Origin of the sequence: Micromonospora sp. MW-13 (assembly GCF_003434305.1) — a bacterium.
Classification (GTDB): Bacteria; Actinomycetota; Actinomycetes; order Mycobacteriales; family Micromonosporaceae; genus Micromonospora.
The window spans coordinates 17,961-39,114 of record NZ_QKKX01000005.1; the positions used below are offsets into that span (position 1 = coordinate 17,961).

The following is a 21,154-nucleotide window of genomic DNA, read 5'->3' on the forward strand; positions in this document are numbered from 1 at the left end:
TCGCGGCGTGCGTCTCCGCTCAGCGCTTGACCGGGCCGAAGACCGGGCCGGTGGTGGCCAGCCGGAGCCCGAGGCGGCCATTGGCGCGGGCGTTGACCCGGTCGAGGATGGTCGAGACCGGGGCGTACGAGTTGTGCTCGTCGGGGTTGGCGCACGGCCCCTGCCCGGGGTCGCCGCTGGACAGGATGCCCAGCGCCTTCCCGTCGGACTCGGTGAACAGCGGACCGCCGCTGTCCCCTGGGCGGGCGCAGATCCGCACGTCGATGCCGCCCCCGCTCTTGCCGGTGACCTGACCGCACCGGGTGCCGGGCAGGTAGCCCGCGCCGGCGCCGGAGTCGACGTACGGCTCGTCGGCCTTGGGCGTGTACGCCGAGCCCGTCGCGCAGACCACCCAGCCGGTCTGGATGCCGCTCCACGGCACGTACCCGGTGATCGCCACGTCCCGGCTGGTCGTGCAGCGCGGGTTGTCCGCGACGCACCAGTAGTTGACCAGGCTCGGCCGGCTGGTCGCCGTCGTCGGGTACCCCCACCGCTGCAACGCCCCCGACTGGTACGGCATGACCGCGTAGTCGTGCGGGTAGGCGTTCTCGGCCAGCGCGGTGTTGCCCGACTCGATCGTGACCGGGGTCTTCGGCCCGAGGAACTGGTGCCAGGTGTCGTCGCGCCGGGTGTGCCTGCCGCCGACCACGCAGTGCCCGGCGGTCAGCACGTACGCCGCCCCGTACCGGTCCTGCACGTTGAAGCCAGTGGTGCAGCCGCCGACGGTGCCGTCGTCGCGCGGGATGTCGAGCCGGATGCCGCCGCGCATCGGCGCCCGGGTGCAGTCACGCGGGTCGCACGCCTTCGGCACCGAGGCCCGCGCCACCCGGGCCCGGGCCCGGGTGGACACCCCGGCGTCGGCCAGCGCCGCCGGCAGCCGCCGGTCGTCCGAGGCGACCCGGCCACCGGTGAGCACCACGACCTCGTTGGCCGCCTGGTCCACCACCACGTCGGCGCCGACGGTCGCGTCCAGTGCCTCGGCGACCCGGGCCGCCGAGGCGGTGAGCTGCCGCAGCGAGTGCCGCACCGGCACCACCCGCACGTGCGCCGCGTCCGGCACGGCGGCCACGGCGGCCCGCACCGACTCGGGCCGGGTGGCGGCGACGGTGAGCACCCCGCCGGCCGACTGGTCGAGCCACATGCCGCCGTACTCGCCGGGAAGGCGGTCGGCGAGCGTCGCGGCCAGCGGCGCGGAGAGTTCCTGGAGGGCGAGCCGCCGGGCCGCGTCGGTCGCGGAGATCCCGTACCGGTCGCGCAGGTAGGCGACGGACGCGGGCGCGGCGGCGGCCACCTCGGCGGCCGGCCGACCGGCCGGCACCCAGGCGGACCCGGCGGCGGACGTGGTGGTGGCGGCGGACGTGGCGCGTGCTCCCGGGGCGGCGCCGAGACCGGTCGCGGTGGTCGGAGCGGCCGGGCCCCGGGCCGCGGTGACCGGCTCGTCCGGCGCGGCGGCGGCCACCGGCCTCGTCGTGACCCCGTCGGCCGGCGCCAGCCCGTAGGCGGTCGTCCCGACCGCGCAGGCGGCGGCGACCCCCAAAATGATCATGCGTCGTGTACGCACCCCGTGTCCTCCCCGTGTGGTCGGTGGTGCCCGATCGGTTCGTGATTCTAGGCACCGCCGCCCAGCCCCGGCAGCCCTGTGCGGGCCGGCGGCGTTCCGCGCTCAGTGCAGGGAGTCGCGCCACTGCCGGTGCAGCGCCGCGTACCGGCCGTCGGCGCCGGCCAGCCGGTCCGGCGGGCCGTCCTCCACGATCCGGCCGCCGTCGAGGACCAGCACCCGGTCGGCGGTCTCCACCGTGGACAGCCGGTGCGCGATCACCAGCGCCGTCCGGTCCCGCAGCACGGTGGCGAGCGCCCGCTGCACCAGCCGTTCCGTGGGCACGTCCAGCGACGACGTCGCCTCGTCCAGGACCAGCACCCGGGGGTCGGCGAGGAACGCCCGGGCGAACGCCACGAGCTGCCGTTGCCCGGCCGAGAGCCGGCCGCCGCGCCGGCGCACCTGGGTGTCGTACCCGTCGGGCAGGGCGGAGATGAAGTCGTGCGCGCCGATCGCCCGGGCCGCGGCCCGCACCGCCGCGTCGTCCGCGCCCGGCCGGCCGAACCGGATGTTCTCCGCCACCGACCCGCTGAACAGGTGGTTCTCCTGGGTGACCAGCACGACCGCGCGGCGCAGCTCGGCGTCGGCCAGGTCCCGCAGGTCGACCCCGTCCAGGTGGACGGTGCCGGCGTCCGGGTCGTGGAAGCGGGCCAGCAGCTTGGCGACGGTCGACTTGCCCGCGCCCGTCGGGCCGACCAGCGCGACGGTCTGCCCGGCCGGCACGGTCAGGTCCAGGCCGGTCAGGACCGGCCCGTCGGCCCGGTACCCGAACGAGACCGACCGGAACTCCACAGCCCCCCGCCCCGGGCCCGCCGGCAGCGGCGTCGGGCGGGCCGGCTCGGCCACCGCCGGCCGCTCGTCGAGCACCCCGGCCAGCTTCTCCAGTGCCGCCGTGGCGGACTGGAGCGAGTTGTAGAACTGGCTCAGCTCCTGCATCGGCTCGAAGAACCGGCGCAGGTACAGCAGGAACGCGGCGAGCACCCCCACCTCCATCCCGCCGCCGAGCACCCGGGTCCCGCCGTAGCCGAGCACCACCGCCACGGTCACGTTGCCGATCACCTTGATCCCCGGCGAGTACGTGGCGATCAGCCGGAACGCGTGCAGGCTGGTCCGCCGGTAGTCGTCGTTGACGGCGGCGAAGATCCGCTGGTTGCGCGGCTCCCGCCGGTACGCCTGCACCGCGCGGATGCCGCGCAGCGACTCGACGAAGTGGACGATCAGCAGCGCCACCGCCTCTCTGGTCCGCCGGTACGCCCCGGCCGACGCGCGGGCGAACCAGCGGGACAGCCAGAACAGGAACGGGAACGCCAGCAGGGTCACCGCGGCCAGCGGCGGGTCCAGCCAGAGCAGGATGCCGGCCACGGACAGGATGGACAGGGCGGCGAGGACGAGGCTGTCCACGCCGCCGTCGACCAGTTCGGCGATGGAGTCCAGGTCGCTGGTGAGCCGGGAGATCATCCGGCCCGAGGTGTAGCGCTCGTGGAAGCCGACGGACAGCCGCAGGAAGTGGCCGTACACCCGTTGCCGCAGCTCCAGCAGGATGGCCTGGCCGATCCGGGCGGAGAGGGCGAGGAAGCCGCGCCGGGCCGCGTACTCCGTCAGCGCGGCGGCGGCGAACGCCCCGGCGATCGCGACGAGCGGCCCGCTGTCCCCGGCCCGCAGCGGCCCGATCGCCCGGTCGATGCCGAGCATCACCAGGTACGGCCCGGACATGGCGGCGGCGTTCTGCGCCAGCAGCAGCCCGACGGCCGCTCCGAGCCGGTGCCGGTGCGGGCGCAGCAGATCCCGCAGCAGCGCCCGGCTGCGGGCGCGGAGCCGGGCGAGCGCCTCGGGCGTCGCCTCCTCCGCCCGGCTGCGGTCCGCCTCCGGGTCGGTGGCCCGCCCCCGCCACCGGTCCAGGTCCGGTGCGGTCCGCGTCGGTCGGCCCGCCGTGCCCCGGCCGGTTGTACCCGGCCGGCTCACCGGCTCGTCGGCGGGCTCGTCCTCGGGACTGCGGACCGTGGCGTCGGCGGCGGTCACGACAGCACCAGCCCCCGCTCGTCCGGTCCGGCGGCGGGCCTGGTCGGGCCCGCGTAGGGCGTGGCCGGGCCGGCCCCCGACGTGGCCGGGCCGGCGTGCAGCGTGGTCGGGCCGGCCGCCGGCGCGGTCGGGGCGCCGGAGGGGGTGGGCGGCTCGGCGGAGAGGACCGCCCGGTACGCCGGCACGTCGGCCAGCAGCCGCGAGTGGGTGCCGATTGCCGTGATCCGGCCCCGCTCCAGCAACGCGACCCGGTCGGCCAGCGCCACGGTCGACGGCCGGTGCACCACGAGCAGCGCGGTGGTGTCCCGCAGCACCCGCCGCAGCGCCGTCTCCACCAGAGCCTCGGTGTGCACGTCGAGGGCGGACAGCGGGTCGTCGAGCACCAGCAGCGCGGGCCGGCCGAGCACCGCCCGGGCCAGCGCCAGCCGCTGCCGCTGCCCGCCGGAGAGGGTGAGCCCCTGCTCGCCGACCCGGGTGGCCAACCCCCACGGCAGCTTGTACACGAAGTCGGCCTGGGCCAGCGCGAGCGCCGCCCGGACGTCGTCCTCGTCGGCGTCCGGGCGGCCCAGGGTGAGGTTCTCCCACACCGACATGGAGAACAGCGTCGGCTCCTCGAAGGCCACCCCGACCAGCCGGCGCAGCGAGGACAGCCGCAGCTCGCGCAGGTCGTGGCCGTCCAGGGTGATCCGCCCGCCGGTCACCTCGTGCAGCCGGGGGACCAGGGAGAGCAGGGTGCTCTTGCCGGTGCCGGTCGCGCCGACCAGGGCCAGGGTCTCGCCCGGCTCGACGGTCAGGTCGATCTCCCGTAGCACCGGCGTGGGGGCGCCCGGGTAGTGGAACGACACCCGGTCGAAGACCAGCCGGCCGCAGACCGCCGGCCGGGCCAGGGCGACCGCGTCCGGAGCGTCCACGATGGAGGGCCGGATGTCCAGCACCTCCTGGATGCGGTCGGCGGCGGTCGCCGCCTCCTGGCCGTTGGCGATGATCCAGCCGAGCGACTGCACCGGCCAGGTCAGCATCAGTTGCAGGCTGACGAAGGCGACCAGTTCGCCGATGGTGAGCGCGCCCCGGGCGGCGGCCGTCGCCCCGGCGACCAGCACCACGCCGAGGGTCAGGTTCGGCACCAGGTCGAACAGCGCGGAGGTGCGGGCCAGCAGCCGCCCCTTGGCGACCCCGGTGTCGTGCAGCGCCCGGGCGCCGGCCCCGAACCGGGTGGCCAACTCGGGGCCCCGGCCGTACGCCTTCATGGTGCGCAACCCCTGTGCGGTCTCCTCGACCAGCGTGGCCACGTCGCCCCGCTGGTCCTGCATCCGGCGCGACGCGCCGTGGTAGTACCGCCCGAACCGGCGGCTGATCAGGAACAGCGGGACGGCGCTGGCCGCGACCAGCGCCCCGAGCGCGGGGTGCAGCCGGATCAGCAGCACCACCACGGCGGCGTACGTCACCAGGTTGAGCACCAGGAACAGCAGGCCGAAGGAGAGGAACCGGCGGATCACCGACAGGTCGTTGGTGACCCGGGAGAGCAACTGCCCGGTCTGCCACCGGTCGTGGAAGCCGGGCGGCAGCCGTTGCAGGTGGGCGTAGACGTCGGCGCGGATCGCCGCCTCCATGCCCACCGACGACGAGGACTGCGTCCACCGGCGGATGAAGACCAGCAGCGCCTCGGCCAGGCCGAGCAGCAGGGCCAGGCCGCCGAGCCGGACCAGGCCGGCCGGGTCGTGCCGGGCGATCGGGCCGTCGACCACCCGCTGCACCACGAGCGGCACGGCCAGGCTCGCGCCGGTGCCGGCCAGCGCCGCCGCCAGCAGCCAGCAGAACTGGGCGGCGTACGGGCGCAGGTAGGGGCGGAACCGCCAGAGGTTGCGCAGCGGGCGAGCGCGGTCGGCCGGGTGGGCCGGGTCGCCGTCGCTCTCGGCAGGCACTACCCGACGGTAGCGTCAAACGGGATCGTCGCCCCTGTCAACTTTCAGCACGTCCCAACCCCGCCCGGTCCTCCGTCCCGGCCGGCTTCCGGCCCCGCCGGGTGTGCTGGCCGGCCGGCGGACGCCTCGTGGGCGAGCAGCCACCGCTTCACGTCCAGCCCCCAGCGGTAGCCGCCGAGGCTGCCGTCGGTGCGCAGCACCCGGTGGCACGGGACGAAGAGGGCGGCGGCGTTGCGCGCGCAGGCCGCCGCCGCGGCGCGGACCGCCGCCGGCCGCCCGGCCAGCCCGGCGTACCCGGTGTAGGTGACCGGCCGGCCGGGCCCGACCTCGCGCAGTACCTGCCACGCGTGCGCCAGGAACGCGCCGCCGGTGCGCTGCTCCACCGGCACCGCGTCGATCGCGGTCAACTCCCCGTCCAGGTACGCGCCGACCGCCGCGGTGACCGGGCCGAGCCCGGTCCGTCGCCGCACCGGCCCGCGCAGGCCGGAGTGCATCAGCGGCAGCAGCGCCTCCGGTTCGGGGGTGAAGCCGGCGGCCCGAACCGCGCCGTCGGGGCCGGTCAGGATGCTCAGCGGCCCGGTGGGGGTGTCCACGACCGCGCCGTCGAGGGTGACGTTCATTTTGCTCTCCAGAGTCTGATCACCGCGTACGAGCGCCAGGGGCGCCAGCGTCGCGCGTATCCGTCGAGGGTCTTCGGGTCGTCGGGGAGACCGAGCGCGGCGGCCCCGCGCCGCACGGCCAGGTCGGTGGGGAGCGGGACGTCGGGGTCGCCGAGGGCGCGCATGGCCACGTAGCCGGCCGTCCACGCGCCGATCCCGGGGACGGCGAGCAGCCGCCGCGCGGTCTCCTCCCGGTCGCCGCCCGGGTCGAGGTCCAACTCCCCGTCGACGACGGCCCGCGCCGCCGCCCGGATCGTCTCCCGTCGCCCCGCCGGCATCCGGAACCCGCGGTCGGCGATCCCCAACACCTCCTCCGCCGACGGAAACCCCCACCCCCGACCCGGCCCCCTGGGTTGATCAAGAGGTTGGCGTCCCGGAGGAGCGGGTTCGGCGACGCAGACCTCTTGATCACCCGGAGCGGGGGTGGAGGGTGGGAGGAGGAGGTGGGTGAGGGTGGTTCGGGCCGAGGTGACCGAGACCTGTTGGCCGACGATGGCGCGGACGAGCATCTCGAAGCCGTCGACGGCGCGCGGGACGCGGATCCCGGGCTCCGCCGCCACCAGCGGGGCGAGGGCGGGGTCGGCGGCGAGGGTGCCGTCCACGGCGGCCGGGTCGGCGTCGAGGTCGAGCAGCCGGCGGCACCGGGCCACTGCCGGGGCCAGGTCACGCATGTCGGCCAGCCGCAGCGTGGCCGCCACGTGCCCGGCCACCGGGGTCAGCGCCACCTCCGCCGCGCCGTGCGGCAGCCGCAACCTCCGGTGGTACGTCCCGTCGCGCACCTCCTCCACCCCGGGCAGGGCCCGCAGCGCGAGGAAGTCCAGCAGCGCCGCCGAGTGCAACGGCGGCCGGTACGCCAGCCGCAGCGCGATCGTGCCGGGCCCGCCGGCCACGGGTGCCCGTCCCCGGGCGTTGCGCAGCTCCGACGGGGCGGCGGCGTAGACCTCACGGATCGTGTCGTTGAACTGCCGTACGCTGCCGAACCCGGCCGCGAACGCGACCTCGGCCATCCCGAGCCCGGTCGTCTCGATCAGGATCCGGGCGGTCTGCGCGCGCTGCGCCCGGGCCAGCGCCAGTGGCCCGGCGCCCAACTCGGCGCGCAGCATCCGGTGCAGGTGACGTTCGGTGTAGCCGAGCCGGACGGCCAGCCCCGGCACGCCGTCCCGGTCGACCACCCCGTCGGCGATCAGCCGCATGGCCCGCCCCACCACGTCCGCCCGGACGTCCCACTGCGGCGAGCCCGGGGCGGCGTCCGGGCGGCAGCGGCGGCAGGCCCGCAGCCCGGCCCCCTGCGCGGCGGCGGCCGACGGGAAGAACCGGACGTTGCGCCGCTTGGGCGTCATCGCCGGGCAGGACGGCCGGCAGTAGATCCCGGTCGACGTCACGCCCGTGTAGAACCAGCCGTCGAACCGTTGGTCACGGCTGTCGACCGCCCGGTAGCACCGCTCGAAGTCCAACTCCACGACACCGATACTGCCCCGCCGCCCGGCCCTCCGGCTCGCGGGAATCGGACCTGGCCGTGAAGGTGGGCGAGGACCCCGCCCGGCGCATCCCGGCAGCGGATGGGTCCCCGGTCGACGCCCCGCGCCGATCGCGGTCGGCCCGAGGACGGGGCGGATCTCCCTGCGGGGCGTCCCAGCTCAAGCCGCCCGTCCCTGCTCCGGGAACGGAGATCCGGGCCGAAAGTGTCGGTAGGGGCCGGTACGGTCCCCGCCACCAACTCAAGAAGGGTGCGGCGATGGCGAGCGTGGCCGGGCGAGGTGTCCGTTGATGCGGTCGGGGCGGGCGCGGCTCGACCGCACAGTGGTTCAGGGCTTCTACGACCGGATGCGGGCGGTCGCCCCGGCGGCGTACGGCGCGATGGAGCGGGACCGGACCGGCGACCCGGGGCGGGCGTTCCGGGACACGGCCTGCGGCCGGCTCGCCGCGTCACTCGACGCCGCCGGCCTGCGCGCCCTCGGCATGTGGGCGCACCACTGGTGCATGCGCTTCTACGACGACGACACGCGGGTGGGGCTGCGCCTGGTCCGGGAGATCGCCGGCCGCTCCGGGCTGGGCTGGACGGTCGACGAGGTGCGCTGGATGCTCGGCGAGTCCGCGGCGGCCGGCCCGTCCGCCGCCTACCGGTTCACGCTGCCGGCCGCGGCGGCCCACGAACTGCCGCCAGCGGTCCGCGGTGAGTTCACGACCCACGAGCTGTCCGGGGCCACCGGCCGCGAGCTGCCCACCGGGGAGCGGTCCGGGACCGCGCGCGGCTCGGCCGGCACCGGGCGGGAGGCTGCCGCCGGGAGGGGGGCTGCCCCCGGGCGGGGGGCCGGCGGGCCGGCCGCCGGGGAACAGCGCCTGCTGGCCGGCTGACCCGACGCGGTTCGGGGTGTCCCGGCCCGGCGGGCGGCGCCGGGTGTCGCGCTCCGGGACAGCGTGGGCAGTTGGCCGACGATCGTCGCGGCGACCGCGACCGCGAAGCCGGTGAGTTGCGTCGGGCTCAGCGACTGGCCCAGCGCGAGCCACCCGAGCGCGGCGGCGGTCAGCGGGCTGAGCGCACCGAGCACGGAGACCTGCGTCAGCGGCAGCCGGGCCGCGCCCCGGAACCAGAGGGCGTACGCGAGGGCGGTGCCGACCAGCCCGAGCCAGGCGTACCCGAGCAGGGCCGGGCCGTCGACGGGCGGCGGCGGTCCCTCGACCGCGACCGCCAGTGGCGCGATCAGCAGGCCCCCGGCGGTGAGTTGCCAACTCGTCGCGGCGAGGGTGCCGACGCCGGCCGGGCGGCCCCACCGGCGGGTCAGCACCAGCCCGGCCGCCATCGCGGCGGTGCCGGTCAGCCCGGCGGCCACGCCGAGCGGGTCGACCCCGGCGCCCGGGCGGAGCACGACCAGGGCCACGCCCAGCGGGGCGGCGAACGCGGCGAGCAGCGCGGGCGGCCGGGACCGTTCGCCGAGGGCGAGCACGGTCAGCCCGGCGACCAGCAGCGGCTGCGCCGCGCCGAGCACGGCGGCGGTGCCGCCGGGCAGCCGGTAGGCGGCGTAGAAGAGCAGCGGGAAGAACGCGCCGATGTTGAGCGCGCCGAGCAGGGCGGCCCGCCACCACCAGTCCCCGTGCGGGCGGCGCCGGGTCAGGGCGAGCAGCAGCAGCCCGGCCGGGAGCGCCCGGAGCACCCCGGACCAGAGCGGCCGGTCGGGCGGCAGCAGTTCGGAGGTGACCAGGTAGGTGGTGCCCCAGGCGGCGGGCGCGGCGGCGGTCGCCAGCAGGTCGGCGGTACGTCGGCTCATGGCGGCGCCAATCGTTAGATGCTAAGTAGCTTAGCGCTAAGCTAATCACCGTCGAGTGAACCGCGCCAGTGCGAGGTGCGGCACAATGCCGGGGTGACCGAGCGGGACGACGTGGACGCCATCGTCGAGCAGTGGCGCCGGGAACGGCCCGGGATGCGCCCCGAGCCGATGGCCGTGTTCGGCCGGATCTACCGCCTCGCCCGGCTGGTCGGCGACGAGCAGGAGAAGGTCTACGCCGGCTGGGGCCTGAGCCGGGGCGAGTTCGACGTGCTGGCGGCCCTGCGCCGGGCCGGCCCCCCGTACACGCTCGCGCCGAAGGCGCTGGCCGCCGGGCTGATGCTCACCTCCGGCGGGATGACCGGCCGGCTCGACCGGCTGGAGCGGGCCGAGCTGGTCCGCCGCGCCCCCGACCCGGCCGACCGCCGGGGCCTCCAGGTCACCCTGACCGACGCCGGCCGGCGCGCCGTCGAGGAGGCCGCCGACGCGGGCCTCGCCGTGCAGCGCCGCCTGCTCGACGGCCTCCCGGCGCCGGACCGGGCCCGGCTCGCCGACCTGCTGCGCACCCTGCTCGCCGCCGCCGAACCCCGTCCCTGAGACTTTCGACCGCCCGAGGAGAGGACCCGCCGTGCCCGCCAGCGAGCCGACCATCATCGCCACCAGCATGGGCTTCTTCAGCCGCCGCCGAGGCCCGAACGACCTGCGCCCCGGGCCGGTCTTCGAGCTGGCCGCCGAGCTGGCCCAGGCCGGCCCCGAGCCGCGGCTGTGCTACCTCGGCCAGGCGGTCGGCGACCGGGACGCCTCGATCGCCGCCGTCCACGCGGCGTTCGCCGGCACCCGGTTCCGGGCGTCGCACCTGGCGCTGTTCCCGATGCCGAACGTCGACGACGTCCGGGCCCACCTGCTCGCCCAGGACGTGATCTGGGTCGGCGGCGGCAGCGTGGCCAACCTGTGCGCGGTGTGGCGGGTGCACGGGCTCGACGAGATCCTGCACGAGTGCTGGCAGGCCGGGGTGGTGCTGGCCGGGGTCTCCGCCGGCTCGATCTGCTGGCACCTCGGCGGCGCCACCGACAGCTTCGGCCCCCGGCTGCGCGGCTTCACTGACGGCCTGGGCTGGCTGCCGTACGGCAACGGGGTGCACTACGACAGCGAGGACCAGCGGCGACCGCTGATGCACGCGCTGGTCGCCGACGGCACGCTGCCGACCAGCCACTGCACCGACGACGGGGTCGGGCTGGTCTACCGGGGCGTCCGGCTGGTCGAGGCGGTCGCCGACCGCGCGGGCGTCGCGGCGTACGAACTCGTCCGTCGCGGGGACGGCGGCGTCCGGGAGACCCGGATCGAGCCGCGTCTGCTGAGCTGACCGGAGACGGCGGGTGCCGGCCGCGTAGACTGGCCGCCCGTGAGCCTCACCATCGGGATCGTCGGCCTGCCCAACGTCGGCAAGAGCACCCTGTTCAACGCGCTGACCAAGAACGACGTGCTCGCGGCGAACTACCCGTTCGCCACGATCGAGCCCAACGTCGGCGTCGTCGGGCTGCCGGACGAGCGGCTGGACAAGCTGGCCGAGATCTTCTCCTCGCAGCAGGTGCTGCCCGCCCCGGTGTCGTTCGTCGACATCGCCGGCCTGGTCCGGGGCGCCTCGAAGGGGCAGGGCCGGGGCAACGCGTTCCTGGCGAACATCCGCGACGCGTCCGCGATCTGCCAGGTGGTGCGGGCCTTCTCCGACCCGAACGTGGTGCACGTCGACGGCAAGGTCTCCCCGGCCGACGACATCGAGACGATCAACACCGAGCTGATCCTGGCCGATCTCCAGACCCTGGACAAGGCGCTGCCCCGGCTGGAGAAGGAGGCCAAGCTCCGCAAGGACCGGGCCGCCGCCGTGGCCGCCGCGAAGCAGGCCGTCGAGGTACTCGACGGCGGCAGCACGCTGTACGCGGGCGCCGCCGCCGCGAAGATCGAGCTGGAGCACCTGCGCGAGCTGCACCTGCTCACCACCAAGCCCTTCCTGTACGTCTTCAACGTCGACGAGGCCGAGCTGGCCAACGCCGCGTTCCTCGACGAGCTGCGTGCCCTGGTCGCCCCGGCCGAGGCCGTCTTCATGGACGCCAAGATCGAGTCCGAGCTGGTGGACCTGCCCGAGGAGGAGGCCCGCGAACTGCTGGAGTCGATCGGGCAGAACGAGCCCGGCCTCGACCAGCTCGTCCGGGTCGGCTTCCGCACGCTCGGGCTCCAGACGTACCTGACGGCGGGGCCCAAGGAGGCCCGGGCCTGGACCGTCCCGGTGGGCGCGACCGCGCCGGAGGCCGCCGGGGTCATCCACTCCGACTTCCAGCGCGGCTTCATCAAGGCCGAGGTGGTCTCCTACGGCGACCTGGTCGCGGCCGGATCGATGGCGGCGGCGAAGTCGGCCGGCAAGGTGCGCATCGAGGGCAAGGAATACATCATGCAGGACGGCGACGTCGTGGAGTTCCGCTTCAACGTCTGAATCCGGGCCGGTACGCCATCGGTTGATCGACAGTCAGGCCGGTGCGCTGCATGATGGCGTGATGCGAACTCGGCTGCTCTTCGTCCGACACGGCGAGTCGGTGCACCAGGTCGACGGTGTCGTGGGTGGCCCGCACGGCTGCCGGGGACTGACCGACGCGGGCCATCAGCAGGCGCACCGGCTGGCCGACCGGCTCGGCGAGGAGCTCTCGGCCGCCGGCCCGGTGGCCGTCTACTCCTCGGTGCTGCGCCGGGCGGTGGAGACCGCGTGGCCCATCGCCGGGGCGTTGGGCGTCAGCCCGGTGGCGGACTGCGGGCTGTGCGCCTGGCACACCCCGCCGTACGCCGACGGCCTGTCGACGACCCGGTTCCAGACCGACCACGCGACGGCGGGCGGTGGGGTGTTCCGGCCGTTCGAGGAGGGCAACGAGACCTGGGCGGAGCTGGTCGTACGGGTCAGTCGCGCGATCATGGACATCGCGCACCGGCACCGGGGCGGCACCGTCGTGCTGGTCGGGCACACCGAGACGGTCGAGGGCTCCTTCCACGCCCTCGCCGGTCAACCGGTCTTCCGGGCGTTCGACATGGCGGTGGCCCCGGCCTCGATCACCGAGTGGAGCACCGACGACGACCCCACCGGCTGGCCGCCGGCCCGGTGGACCCTGCGCCGCTTCAGCGACGTCTCCTGACGCCCGGAAAGCGGCGGACCCGGTGGGATGTCGGCGTGGAGCTTGAACTCGACGGTGCCGGGGTGCGGTTGGCGGCCACGCTGGACCTGCCGGTCGGCCCGGTGCGGGGCGGGATGGTGGTGCTGCACGGGGCCGGAGCCGGGCACCGGTCGTACTTCTGTTACGAACACCTGGCCCGGCTGCTGCCCGGCGCGGGGATCGCGGTGCTGCGCTTCGACCGCCGGCCCGGGGTGGACGGTCACGACGTTCCGCTGACCGACCAGGCCGCCGACGCGGTCGCCGCGATCGACGTGCTGCGCCGGCACGCCGGCGACGTGCCGGTCGGGCTTTGGGGGCTGAGTCAGGGCGCGTGGACCGCGCCGCTGACCGCCGCGCTCCGCCCGGACCTGGTCGCCTTCCTCGTGCTCGTCTCCTCCAGCGGGGTCAGCCCCGCCGCCCAGATGCGCTACGGCACCGCCGAACAACTCCGCCTGCACGGCTACGGCGACGCGGACCGGGCCGAGCTGGGCCGGCTGCGGGCCACGGTGGAGGCGTACCTGCGGGGCGACCTCGACCGCGCGACCGCGCAGGCCGCCGTCGACCGCGCCGCCGAGCGCCCCTGGTTCCCGCTGGTCTACCTGCCGCGCGAGCTGCCCGACCAGCCGGGCACCTGGCGCGACATGGACTTCGACCCGGCCCCGGTGTTCGCCCGGGTGGCCTGCCCGGTGCTGTTCTACGGTACGACCGACGCGTGGGTCCCGATCGACGCCAGCGTCACCGCCTGGCGGCGGGCCACCGCCGCAGCCCCACCCCGCCCACCGTCTGCCGGCTCGATGGCTGCGACCACTATCCCACCCTCGACGGGGGCGAGGACCTCGACAGCATCAGCCCGCAGTACGCCGCCACCATGCTGAGCTGGCTGGACGCCCTGCTGCCCGCCGGTTAGGGGCTGGGGTCACGCGCGCAGCGCGTCCTCGACCCCGGTCTCCCGGCGGCCGAGGTGGACCGGGTCGCGGCCGGACAGCAGGTCCACCGCGGCCTTCACGCAGGCGCCGTACTCGCGGGTGGAGCTGATCCGCCACGTCCGGCCGTACTCGCGGGCGGTCTCGTCGCCGACGCCGCTGGCGTCGACGCCGAGCCGCCGGCACACCGCCACGGCGCGGGGCAGGTGGAAGGACTGGGTCACCACCGTCGCCCGCTCCACCCCGAAGATCCGCTTCGCGCGGGCGCACGAGTCGTACGTGTCGAAGCCGGCGTAGTCCAGCACCACCTTCTCCGCCGGCACGCCCTGGCCGAGCAGCCAGCGCCGCATCGCGGTCGGCTCGTCGTAGTCCGGGTTCATGTTGTCGCCGGAGAGCAGGATGGCGCGCACCTTGCCGGCGGTGAGCAGCCGTTGCGCGATCTCCAGCCGGGCGGTGAGGAACGGCGACGGGGTCCCGTCGGGGTGGACCTTGGTGCCCAGCACCAGGGCGACCGGCGCCTCGGGGACGTCCTGCTCGGCGAAGATGTGCCCCTCCGCGCCGCCGCGCACCCACCCGACGCTGGCCACGGTGCCCCCGGTCAGGAGCGCCGCGCCGACGACGGCCGCGACGACGGCGCGGCGCAGCCAGCGCGTACGCCGGCCGTCGGCCGAGCGTAGCCTTCGGATCAGAGTGGAGAATCGACCCCGCATGGGGCAAGTATCCCAGGGCCGCCCAACAACTGATCTTGCCCGCCGGCGGCCCGGATCACCGCCCGTCCCCCGTTGCGGGGAAACGGCACGATCTCTCTGGCGAGACCGAAACGCTGAGCCGCCAGGTGGTGGCGGTGCCGCCCAGGCGGGTCAGGCCGGTGGGTAGAACAGTTCGGTCTCGTCGCCTGGCAGGACCTCCACGTCGCCCTTCAGACCACGCACCTCAAAGACCGGTACGCCCTCGTCGAGCTGCATGGCCCGGCGCTCGTCCGCGCTCGGCATGCGCGCGCGGACGGTGGCCCCCTGCGGCAATTCCACCTGCCGCAGCCGGGGCACCTCCCGGACGTAGCTGCCGTGTCCGCGCACCGTGACGACAAGTCCCTCGGAGCGCAGCAGCGAGATCGCCATCCGGACCGCCTCGCGGCCGATCCCGTACTCCTGGGTCAGCCGCGCCTCGCTCGGCAGTGCGGAACCGGGTGTCAGCTCGCCGGATTTGATCCGCTGTCGCAGCAGGCCGGCGAGCTGCACATAGACCGGAGTGTGCGAGCGCGGATCGATGGTCATGGCGTAGAGCCTTGTTCCCCCGTGGCCCAGAGTGGTTGTGCCCCTGAGCCCCTGCCCGTATAGTCGCAGTCACTTCAGGTGATCGGGTGGGAACGCTGAGGTGCGTCGCCCAATCGGTTGGAACGGGTCCCGTACACAGAGGGGTGGTTGGTGGTGCGCGGCTTCTTCAGGTGGTCCGGCGGATCCGGGCGGGCGTCGTGGAGGCGCGGGGCGTCGCCCTGCCCGCGCTCCTCGACATCCGTGTCGCTGCTGCCCTGGCAGGTGCGGACGCAGCGGTTCCGGCCGGCCCGGTTCGGGCGACGTGGTCTGGACCCGGGGGAGGTGCAGGCGTTCCTGGACCGGGTGGCCACCGAACTGGCCATCCACTACGACGCGCTGCGGGCGGCCCGGCTGGAGACGGCACGGCTCGGCTGCGAGGTGCGGCGTCTGCGCGCCGCGCAGGCTCGCCGACCCAACGCGGGGCGGCACTGATGGCGGCCCGGGGCCGGTTCGTCGTCCACCTGCCCGTGCTCGCCCCCGACCTGGCCGGCGCGGTGCGGCTCGCCCGGGTGGTGGCCGGGTGGGCGGGCGTGCTCTCCTCGGCGGACCCGGGGGAGACCACCGTGTCGGCCGAGGACGAGCAGGGCGTACGGCATCGGGTCTTCTGTGATCTGCGCCTGCCGGGCGGCCGGCGCTGCCTGCTCCGGGCCGACCACGACGGCCCCTGCACCCGCCGGCCGAGCCGCTGACCCTCGGCGGACGGTCGCGCAGGCGGCGCGCAGCCAGGCCGGCAGCAGCCAGCCAACCCGGCGGGTGCCGGCGGCGGATCGGGGTGCCGCCCGGTCAGCCTTGAGGGGTCTGCCCGCGCTGCCACACCTCGCCCTGGGCGCCGTGCCGCTCGGCCGCGTACCGCTCCTGGGTGCTGGCCGCCTCCCGGGCCGCCGCCGAGTCCTCCGGGCCGGACTGCCGCCGCCGGTCCCGCCAGGAGACCAGGACGAACGCGGCCACGGCCAGCGCCACGGCCGCCCCGAGGAAAACCATCACCGTCGTCATGCCACCCATTGTGGAACAGCGGGCAAGCCCCGACCGCCCGCGCCAGCCTGTCGAGGTCGCGCTGCATAGCGGTGGGGGGTGACGGGGCGTACTGTCAGCGGTACCTTTCCGCAGTCGAGGTTGGGACTCGCCATGTCAGCTCCGCAGCAGGCGGGCAGGGTTCGACGTGTCCTCTGCCGACTCGGGCTGCATCTGCCGTCCGAGTTCGTCGGCCCCGACGACCCGTGCCGCTACGAGCGGCGGTGCCGGCACTGCGGGCAGTTCTTCTCCGCCGAGGTGGTGCACACGTACGGCCGCGCCCGCGGCGCGGCGGAGCCCTGCGAGCAGGTTGCCGACTGCGTCCGGTGCGGGCACGAGTCGAGGTGGCGCCAGCACAACCGGACTCGTTCCGTGCCGGTGACCGACCTGCCCGCACCTCAGCGACGGTTTCATTCTGCCGACCCCTGCGACTACGCCCAGGTCTGCGAGGTCTGTGACGAGGTCACCCAGGTGCGGACCGAGCACGACTGGGACCGGGACGAGTGGGGTGGCAGGTGTCGCAGGTGCCGGGAACGGTGGCTCGACGACGAGGCCTAGCCGGTCGCGGGCAAGCGTCGCCACCGAGCCGCATCGAGCGGAGTCCGCCCGGGTGCCGCCCGCCCGGACGGGGTCAGGAGATGTAGTGCAGGATCACGTTGTGCACGTGGTGGCTCTTCTGCGCGCCCCGGAACTCGACCTCGTACGTGTGCGTGCCCACGTGGATGGCGATCGCCCCGGTGGAGAAGAACTCCCCGCCCCATGACTTGTTGCTCACCACGCTCACGCTGGTGATCTTCGAGTACGGGATGCTGGTGATCGCGTACCGCTTGCCGACGAAGGACCGGTCCTGGATGATCACGCGCCGGTCGGTGAGGCCGATGAACCCGGTGCCGGTGCCCACGGCGTCGTAGACGGCGATGATCTGCTCCCCGTCCAGCAGCCCGCTCTGGATCTGCTGGAACTGCTCCTTGCGGTCGTATGTCGCGTTGGCCATGACTCCACGGTAGGTCGGCCGCGCCAACGCCCCGCCGGTCAGACCCCGTCGGCCCGGGCGGCGGCACGATCAACACGATGTGCGGCATGAGGTGGCTTCCGGGCGAGGGGAGGCCACGACGTGCGGCATGTGGAGTGGATCAACCTGGCCCCAACCCGGCTCCAGCCCGGCGGGGTCATTCGCCGGTGACGGCCCGGTACGCGTCCTCGATGCGGGCCGCCAGCAGGACCTCGCCCTCGGTGAGCGGCTCGCCGTCGCCGTGCCCGACCCGGATCTGGGTCCGGTCGTCCCGGCGGCTGATCTCGGGGCGCAGGTGCAGGGCGTCGGCGACCACCTTCACCCGTTCGGTGAGCGCGGCGTGTTGGGTGTCGTCCATCACCAGCGTGCGCCGGATCTGCTCGCCCTCCCTGGTCCATCCGGTCAGCAGGGTCAGTGCGTCGCTCAGGTAGTCGTGCTTCGTCCGCCCCCTGAACAGCACGCGCATCACTGACCCTCCCAGGCGTCGTTGCCGGCTTGTGGCCAAATCGTCGCCGTCCCGTGTCTATGCCGGTGCCTCAAGTTTGTCGCCCGAACGAGGGTGTGTCCACGCCCACACTTCCCACTTCTACTGGACTAGCGGACGGCCACGGTACCCAAACCGCCGATTGATCTGGCACCCTGGACGCCCGTGCAGACCGAACGGGCCAGCGAGGGCGGACAGACCGAACGACAGGAACCGAAGGTGATCGTCGGCGCGGCGATCATCGCGGACGGACGGGTGCTCGCCTGCGCCCGGTCCGCCCCGCCCGAGGTCGCCGGGAGGTGGGAGTTCCCGGGCGGCAAGGTGGAGCCGGGGGAGAGCGAGACCGCCGCGCTGGTCCGCGAGTGCGCCGAGGAACTGGCCGTACGCGTGGAGGTCGGTGACCGGGTCGGCCGCAACGTGCGGATGGCCCACGGCCGTTCCGTGCTCAAGGTGTACGCCGCCCGCCTGCTGCACGGCGACCAGCCGCAGGCCCTGGAACACTCCGCCCTGCGCTGGCTGTCCGCCCACGAACTCGACACGGTCACCTGGCTTCCCGCCGACGCCCCAATCGTCGCCGCCCTGCGCCCGCTGCTCGCCGCCGACTGACCGGGCCCGCTGCTCGCCGCCGACTGAACGGAGCGAGCGGGCGTACGGGCGAAATGCGGACGGGGGCCGCCGGCGTGTGCCGCGGCCCCCGTCTGCGTCGTCGTGCTCAGTGCTTGTCCTGCTCCGGGTGGGCGAAGTTCAGGTGCTCCGGGGGCAGCGGGAACGTCACGTCGTCGCCGAACGGCGACGGCGCGGCGGCCCGGTCGAAGGTGAGCTCCGTCAGCGGGAGCTTGCCGTTGTCGTCCACCGCCGGGGCGGTCGGCTTCGGCACCTCGCGGTGCCAGTTGACGCCGGCCTGGGCCTGGGCCTCGGCTGCCGGGTCGTGCGAGTCGCCCGCGTGCGAGTGCACCCCGCCCTGCGCGCCGTGGGAGTGCACCGCGTCGCCGTGCTTCGCGCTGGTCACGAAGGTCTGAGGCACCTGACCCCTCCGAAAGATCTTGTTACCGAGCCACACCAGGGGATCGTACCTGCGGTCGACGACCCGCTCCTTCATGGGGATGATCCCGTTGTCCGTGATCTTGATGTGCTCGGGGCAGACCTCGGTGCAGCACTTGGTGATGTTGCAGAAGCCGAGCCCCTGCTCGGCCTGCGCGTACTCCCGGCGGTCGGTCCGCGCGTCGAGCGGGTGCATGTCCAGCTCGGCGGCCCGGATGAAGTACCGGGGGCCGGCGAAGGCGTGCTTGTTCTCGTCGTGGTCCCGGATCACGTGGCAGGTGTTCTGGCACAGGAAGCACTCGATGCACTTGCGGAACTCCTGCGAGCGCTCGACGTCCACCTGCTGCATCCGGTAGTCGCCCGGGGCCACCCCGGCCGGCGGCGCGAACGCCGGGGTCTCCCGCGCCTTCTCGTAGTTGAACGAGACGTCGGTGACCAGGTCCCGGATGACCGGGAAGGTGCGCAGCGGGGTGACCGTGACGGTCTCGTTCTCCTCGAAGGTCGACATCCGGGTCATACAGCCCAGCTTGGGCATCCCGTTGATCTCCATCGAGCAGGAGCCGCACTTGCCCGCCTTGCAGTTCCACCGGCAGGCCAGGTCCGGCGCGTCGGTGGCCTGGAGCCGGTGGATGATGTCGAGGACCACCTCGCCCTCGTTGACCTCGACCTGGTAGTCCTGAAGGTCGCCGCCGCTGTCGTCGCCGCGCCAGACCCTGAAGTGACGCTTGGTGCCCATCAGTTCCCCGCCTCCTCGGCGTCGGCGTCGGCGACGAGGGCGTCGAAGTCGGCCAGCTCCTCGTCGGTCAGGTACTTGGCCAGTTCCGCGCGGTCGAAGAGGCCGATCAGCTCCGCCCGCATCTTCGGCAGCGGCTTGTGGGTCAGCCGCACGGCGTCGCCGTCCAGCGAGCAGACCAGGTTCACCCGCCGCCACTTCGGGTCCATCGTCGGGAAGTCCTCCCGGGTGTGCCCGCCGCGCGACTCCTGCCGCTCCAGCGCCGCCTTCGCGGTGCACTCCGAGACCACCAGCATGTTGCGCAGGTCCAGCGCGAGGTGCCAGCCCGGGTTGTACCGCCGGCCGCCGACCGCGCTGACCTTCGCCACCCGCTCGCGCAGCTCGGCCAGCCGGCCCAGCGCGTCGGCCAGCTCGCCCTCCCGCCGGATGATGCCGACCAGGTCACCCATCACCGCCTGGAGGTCCTGCTGGAGCTGGTACGGGCTCTCCCCGGTGTCGCGCTGCAACGGCGCGAGCGCCGTCTCCACCGCGGCCTCCACCGCGCCGATCGCCACCTTCGGGCGCGCGGTGAGCTGGTCGGCGTACGAGGCGGCGTGGCCGCCCGCCCGCTTGCCGAAGACCAGCAGGTCAGACAGCGAGTTGCCGCCGAGGCGGTTGGAGCCGTGCATGCCGCCGGAGACCTCACCGGCGGCGAACAGCCCGCGCACGCTGCCGTACGCGGCCCCGGAGTCCGGGTCCACCTCGACGCCGCCCATCACGTAGTGGCAGGTCGGGCCGACCTCCATCGGCTCCTTGGTGATGTCGACGTCGGCCAGCTCCTTGAACTGGTGGTACATCGACGGCAGGCGGCGGCGGATCTCCTCGGCCGAGCGCCGGGAGGCGATGTCCAGGTAGACGCCGCCGGCGGGCGTACCCCGACCGGCCTTGACCTCGCTGTTGATCGCCCGGGCGACCTCGTCGCGGGGCAGCAGCTCCGGCGGACGCCGGTTGTTGTCCGGGTCGGTGTACCAGCGGTCCGCCTCCTCCTCGGTCTCCGCGTACTGCTTGCGGAAGACGTCGGGGACGTAGTCGAACATGAACCGCTTGCCGTCGGAGTTCTTCAGCACGCCGCCGTCGCCGCGCACCGACTCGGTGACCAGGATGCCCTTCACCGAGGGCGGCCAGACCATGCCGGTCGGGTGGAACTGGAGGAACTCCATGTTGATCAGCGTCGCCCCGGAGCGCAGCGCCAGCGCGTGCCCGTCGCCGGTGTACTCCCAGGAGTTCGAGGTGACCTTGTACGACCGGCCGACGCCGCCGGTGGCCAGCACCACCGCCGGGGCCTCGAACAGGATGAACTCGCCGGACTCCCGGTAGTAGCCGAACGCCCCGGCGACCTTCTCGCCGTCGAGCAGCAGCTCGGTGATGGTGGTCTCGGCGAACACCTTGATCCGGGCGTCGTACGAGCCCAGCTCCGCCTTGTCCTCCTGCTGGAGGGAGACGATCTTCTGCTGGAGGGTGCGGATCAGCTCCAGGCCGGTCCGGTCGCCGACGTGCGCCAGCCGCGGGTACTCGTGGCCGCCGAAGTTGCGCTGGGAGATCTTCCCGTCCTTGGTGCGGTCGAAGAGCGCCCCGTACGTCTCCAACTCCCAGATCCGCTGCGGCGACTCCTTCGCATGCAGCTCGGCCATCCGGAAGTTGTTGAGGAACTTGCCGCCGCGCATGGTGTCGCGGAAGTGCACCTGCCAGTTGTCCCGGCTGTTCACGTTGCCCATGGCGGCGGCGGCGCCGCCCTCGGCCATCACGGTGTGCGCCTTGCCGAACAGCGACTTCGAGATGATCGCGGTCTTCTTGCCGGCGAGCCGGGCCTCGATCGCCGCGCGCAGGCCGGCGCCGCCGGCCCCGATCACGACGACGTCGTAGTGGTGTCGTTCGATGCGATTTGTGGTGGTCATGTCAGGCCCT

Annotated in this window: 21 protein-coding genes and 3 pseudogenes; 10 read left to right on the forward strand and 14 right to left on the reverse strand. The window is 74.3% G+C overall.

Annotated features, from left to right (window positions below; genetic code table 11):
- Positions 1-19: 19 nt before the first annotated feature.
- The 6 genes and pseudogenes from C5N14_RS02795 to C5N14_RS02815 form a co-directional block, all read right to left on the reverse strand.
- Positions 20-1,600: a trypsin-like serine protease gene (locus C5N14_RS02795; RefSeq protein ID WP_128763504.1), complete on the reverse strand. Its 1,581-nt coding sequence runs from the start codon at positions 1,598-1,600 to the stop codon at positions 20-22.
- 102 nt (positions 1,601-1,702) lie between these two features.
- Complete coding sequence (locus tag C5N14_RS02800; protein WP_371685790.1) at positions 1,703-3,655, reverse strand: ABC transporter ATP-binding protein; 1,953 nt, start codon at positions 3,653-3,655, stop codon at positions 1,703-1,705.
- Positions 3,652-5,577: an ABC transporter ATP-binding protein gene (locus C5N14_RS02805; RefSeq protein ID WP_117665232.1), complete on the reverse strand. Its 1,926-nt coding sequence runs from the start codon at positions 5,575-5,577 to the stop codon at positions 3,652-3,654. Before C5N14_RS02805 ends, C5N14_RS02800 begins: the two co-directional genes overlap by 4 nt.
- Positions 5,578-5,621: 44 nt before the next feature.
- Positions 5,622-6,197, reverse strand: a complete 576-nt coding sequence (locus C5N14_RS02810; protein WP_117665233.1) for a methylated-DNA--[protein]-cysteine S-methyltransferase — start codon at positions 6,195-6,197, stop codon at positions 5,622-5,624.
- Positions 6,194-6,568, reverse strand: a pseudogene (locus C5N14_RS34070) (DNA-3-methyladenine glycosylase); the annotation flags it as partial. The gene C5N14_RS02810 and the pseudogene C5N14_RS34070, both read right to left, overlap by 4 nt.
- 104 nt (positions 6,569-6,672) lie before the next feature.
- Positions 6,673-7,696 (reverse strand): annotated as a pseudogene (locus C5N14_RS02815) (bifunctional transcriptional activator/DNA repair enzyme AdaA); the annotation flags it as partial.
- 307 nt (positions 7,697-8,003) lie between these two features.
- Between C5N14_RS02815 and C5N14_RS32840 the strand changes: the two are divergent.
- Positions 8,004-8,399 (forward strand): annotated as a pseudogene (locus C5N14_RS32840) (hypothetical protein); the annotation flags it as partial.
- Here the strand turns inward: C5N14_RS32840 and C5N14_RS32845 are convergent.
- Positions 8,354-9,502: an EamA family transporter gene (locus C5N14_RS32845; protein WP_305792059.1), complete on the reverse strand. Its 1,149-nt coding sequence runs from the start codon at positions 9,500-9,502 to the stop codon at positions 8,354-8,356. The pseudogene C5N14_RS32840 and the gene C5N14_RS32845 overlap by 46 nt on opposite strands.
- Before the next feature lie 93 nt (positions 9,503-9,595).
- Here C5N14_RS32845 and C5N14_RS02825 point away from each other — a divergent pair, with 93 nt between their 5' ends.
- The 5 genes from C5N14_RS02825 (at position 9,596) to C5N14_RS02845 (ending at position 13,568) form a co-directional block, all read left to right on the forward strand.
- The gene (locus C5N14_RS02825) at positions 9,596-10,096 is read left to right on the forward strand and encodes a MarR family winged helix-turn-helix transcriptional regulator (protein WP_243639084.1); all 501 of its coding nucleotides are present in this window, start codon (positions 9,596-9,598) and stop codon (positions 10,094-10,096) included.
- 31 nt (positions 10,097-10,127) lie between these two features.
- Positions 10,128-10,862, forward strand: coding sequence for a peptidase E (locus tag C5N14_RS02830; protein WP_117665235.1), 735 nt, complete (start codon positions 10,128-10,130; stop codon positions 10,860-10,862).
- A gap of 39 nt (positions 10,863-10,901) precedes the next feature.
- Positions 10,902-11,987, forward strand: a complete 1,086-nt coding sequence (ychF, locus tag C5N14_RS02835) for a redox-regulated ATPase YchF (protein WP_117665236.1) — start codon at positions 10,902-10,904, stop codon at positions 11,985-11,987.
- A 61-nt stretch (positions 11,988-12,048) separates the two neighbouring features.
- Positions 12,049-12,675: a histidine phosphatase family protein gene (locus tag C5N14_RS02840; RefSeq protein WP_117665237.1), complete on the forward strand. Its 627-nt coding sequence runs from the start codon at positions 12,049-12,051 to the stop codon at positions 12,673-12,675.
- 35 nt (positions 12,676-12,710) lie between these two features.
- Positions 12,711-13,568 (forward strand): alpha/beta hydrolase, encoded by an 858-nt coding sequence (locus C5N14_RS02845; RefSeq protein WP_243639086.1) that lies wholly within the window; start codon positions 12,711-12,713, stop codon positions 13,566-13,568.
- A 41-nt stretch (positions 13,569-13,609) separates the two neighbouring features.
- Here the strand turns inward: C5N14_RS02845 and C5N14_RS02850 are convergent, their stop codons facing one another.
- Together C5N14_RS02850 and C5N14_RS02855 are read right to left on the reverse strand one after the other, a co-directional pair.
- On the reverse strand, positions 13,610-14,326 hold the full coding sequence (locus C5N14_RS02850; protein ID WP_117665238.1) for a vancomycin high temperature exclusion protein: 717 nt from the start codon (positions 14,324-14,326) through the stop codon (positions 13,610-13,612).
- 150 nt (positions 14,327-14,476) lie between these two features.
- Positions 14,477-14,890, reverse strand: a complete 414-nt coding sequence (locus tag C5N14_RS02855; RefSeq protein WP_117665239.1) for a GntR family transcriptional regulator — start codon at positions 14,888-14,890, stop codon at positions 14,477-14,479.
- A gap of 240 nt (positions 14,891-15,130) precedes the next feature.
- Here C5N14_RS02855 and C5N14_RS02860 point away from each other — a divergent pair, with 240 nt between their 5' ends.
- Together C5N14_RS02860 and C5N14_RS02865 are read left to right on the forward strand one after the other, a co-directional pair.
- Positions 15,131-15,361, forward strand: coding sequence for a DivIVA domain-containing protein (locus C5N14_RS02860; protein WP_243639088.1), 231 nt, complete (start codon positions 15,131-15,133; stop codon positions 15,359-15,361).
- The gene (locus tag C5N14_RS02865) at positions 15,361-15,618 is read left to right on the forward strand and encodes a hypothetical protein (RefSeq protein ID WP_117665241.1); all 258 of its coding nucleotides are present in this window, start codon (positions 15,361-15,363) and stop codon (positions 15,616-15,618) included. The genes C5N14_RS02860 and C5N14_RS02865 overlap by 1 nt, the downstream gene beginning before the upstream one ends.
- Before the next feature lie 94 nt (positions 15,619-15,712).
- Here C5N14_RS02865 and C5N14_RS02870 read toward each other — a convergent pair whose 3' ends face one another.
- Positions 15,713-15,922, reverse strand: coding sequence for a hypothetical protein (locus tag C5N14_RS02870; RefSeq protein ID WP_128763505.1), 210 nt, complete (start codon positions 15,920-15,922; stop codon positions 15,713-15,715).
- A gap of 132 nt (positions 15,923-16,054) precedes the next feature.
- Between C5N14_RS02870 and C5N14_RS02875 the strand changes: the two genes are divergently transcribed.
- Positions 16,055-16,498, forward strand: a complete 444-nt coding sequence (locus tag C5N14_RS02875; protein ID WP_117665243.1) for a hypothetical protein — start codon at positions 16,055-16,057, stop codon at positions 16,496-16,498.
- 73 nt (positions 16,499-16,571) lie between these two features.
- Here the strand turns inward: C5N14_RS02875 and C5N14_RS02880 are convergent, their stop codons facing one another.
- Entirely contained in the window at positions 16,572-16,934 is a 363-nt protein-coding gene (locus tag C5N14_RS02880; RefSeq protein ID WP_117665244.1) for a PH domain-containing protein, read from the reverse strand.
- A gap of 175 nt (positions 16,935-17,109) precedes the next feature.
- Positions 17,110-17,418 carry a 4a-hydroxytetrahydrobiopterin dehydratase gene (locus C5N14_RS02885; protein ID WP_117665245.1) on the reverse strand — a complete coding sequence of 103 codons (309 nt, stop codon included), beginning with the start codon at positions 17,416-17,418 and terminating at the stop codon, positions 17,110-17,112.
- 183 nt (positions 17,419-17,601) lie between these two features.
- Between C5N14_RS02885 and C5N14_RS02890 the strand changes: the two genes are divergently transcribed.
- Positions 17,602-18,042, forward strand: coding sequence for a (deoxy)nucleoside triphosphate pyrophosphohydrolase (locus C5N14_RS02890; protein ID WP_117665246.1), 441 nt, complete (start codon positions 17,602-17,604; stop codon positions 18,040-18,042).
- A 106-nt stretch (positions 18,043-18,148) separates the two neighbouring features.
- Here C5N14_RS02890 and C5N14_RS02895 read toward each other — a convergent pair whose 3' ends face one another.
- On the reverse strand, positions 18,149-19,213 hold the full coding sequence (locus C5N14_RS02895) for a succinate dehydrogenase/fumarate reductase iron-sulfur subunit (RefSeq protein ID WP_117665247.1): 1,065 nt from the start codon (positions 19,211-19,213) through the stop codon (positions 18,149-18,151).
- Positions 19,213-21,144, reverse strand: a complete 1,932-nt coding sequence (locus C5N14_RS02900; RefSeq protein ID WP_117665248.1) for a fumarate reductase/succinate dehydrogenase flavoprotein subunit — start codon at positions 21,142-21,144, stop codon at positions 19,213-19,215. The genes C5N14_RS02895 and C5N14_RS02900 overlap by 1 nt, the downstream gene beginning before the upstream one ends.
- Positions 21,145-21,154 lie beyond the last annotated feature (10 nt).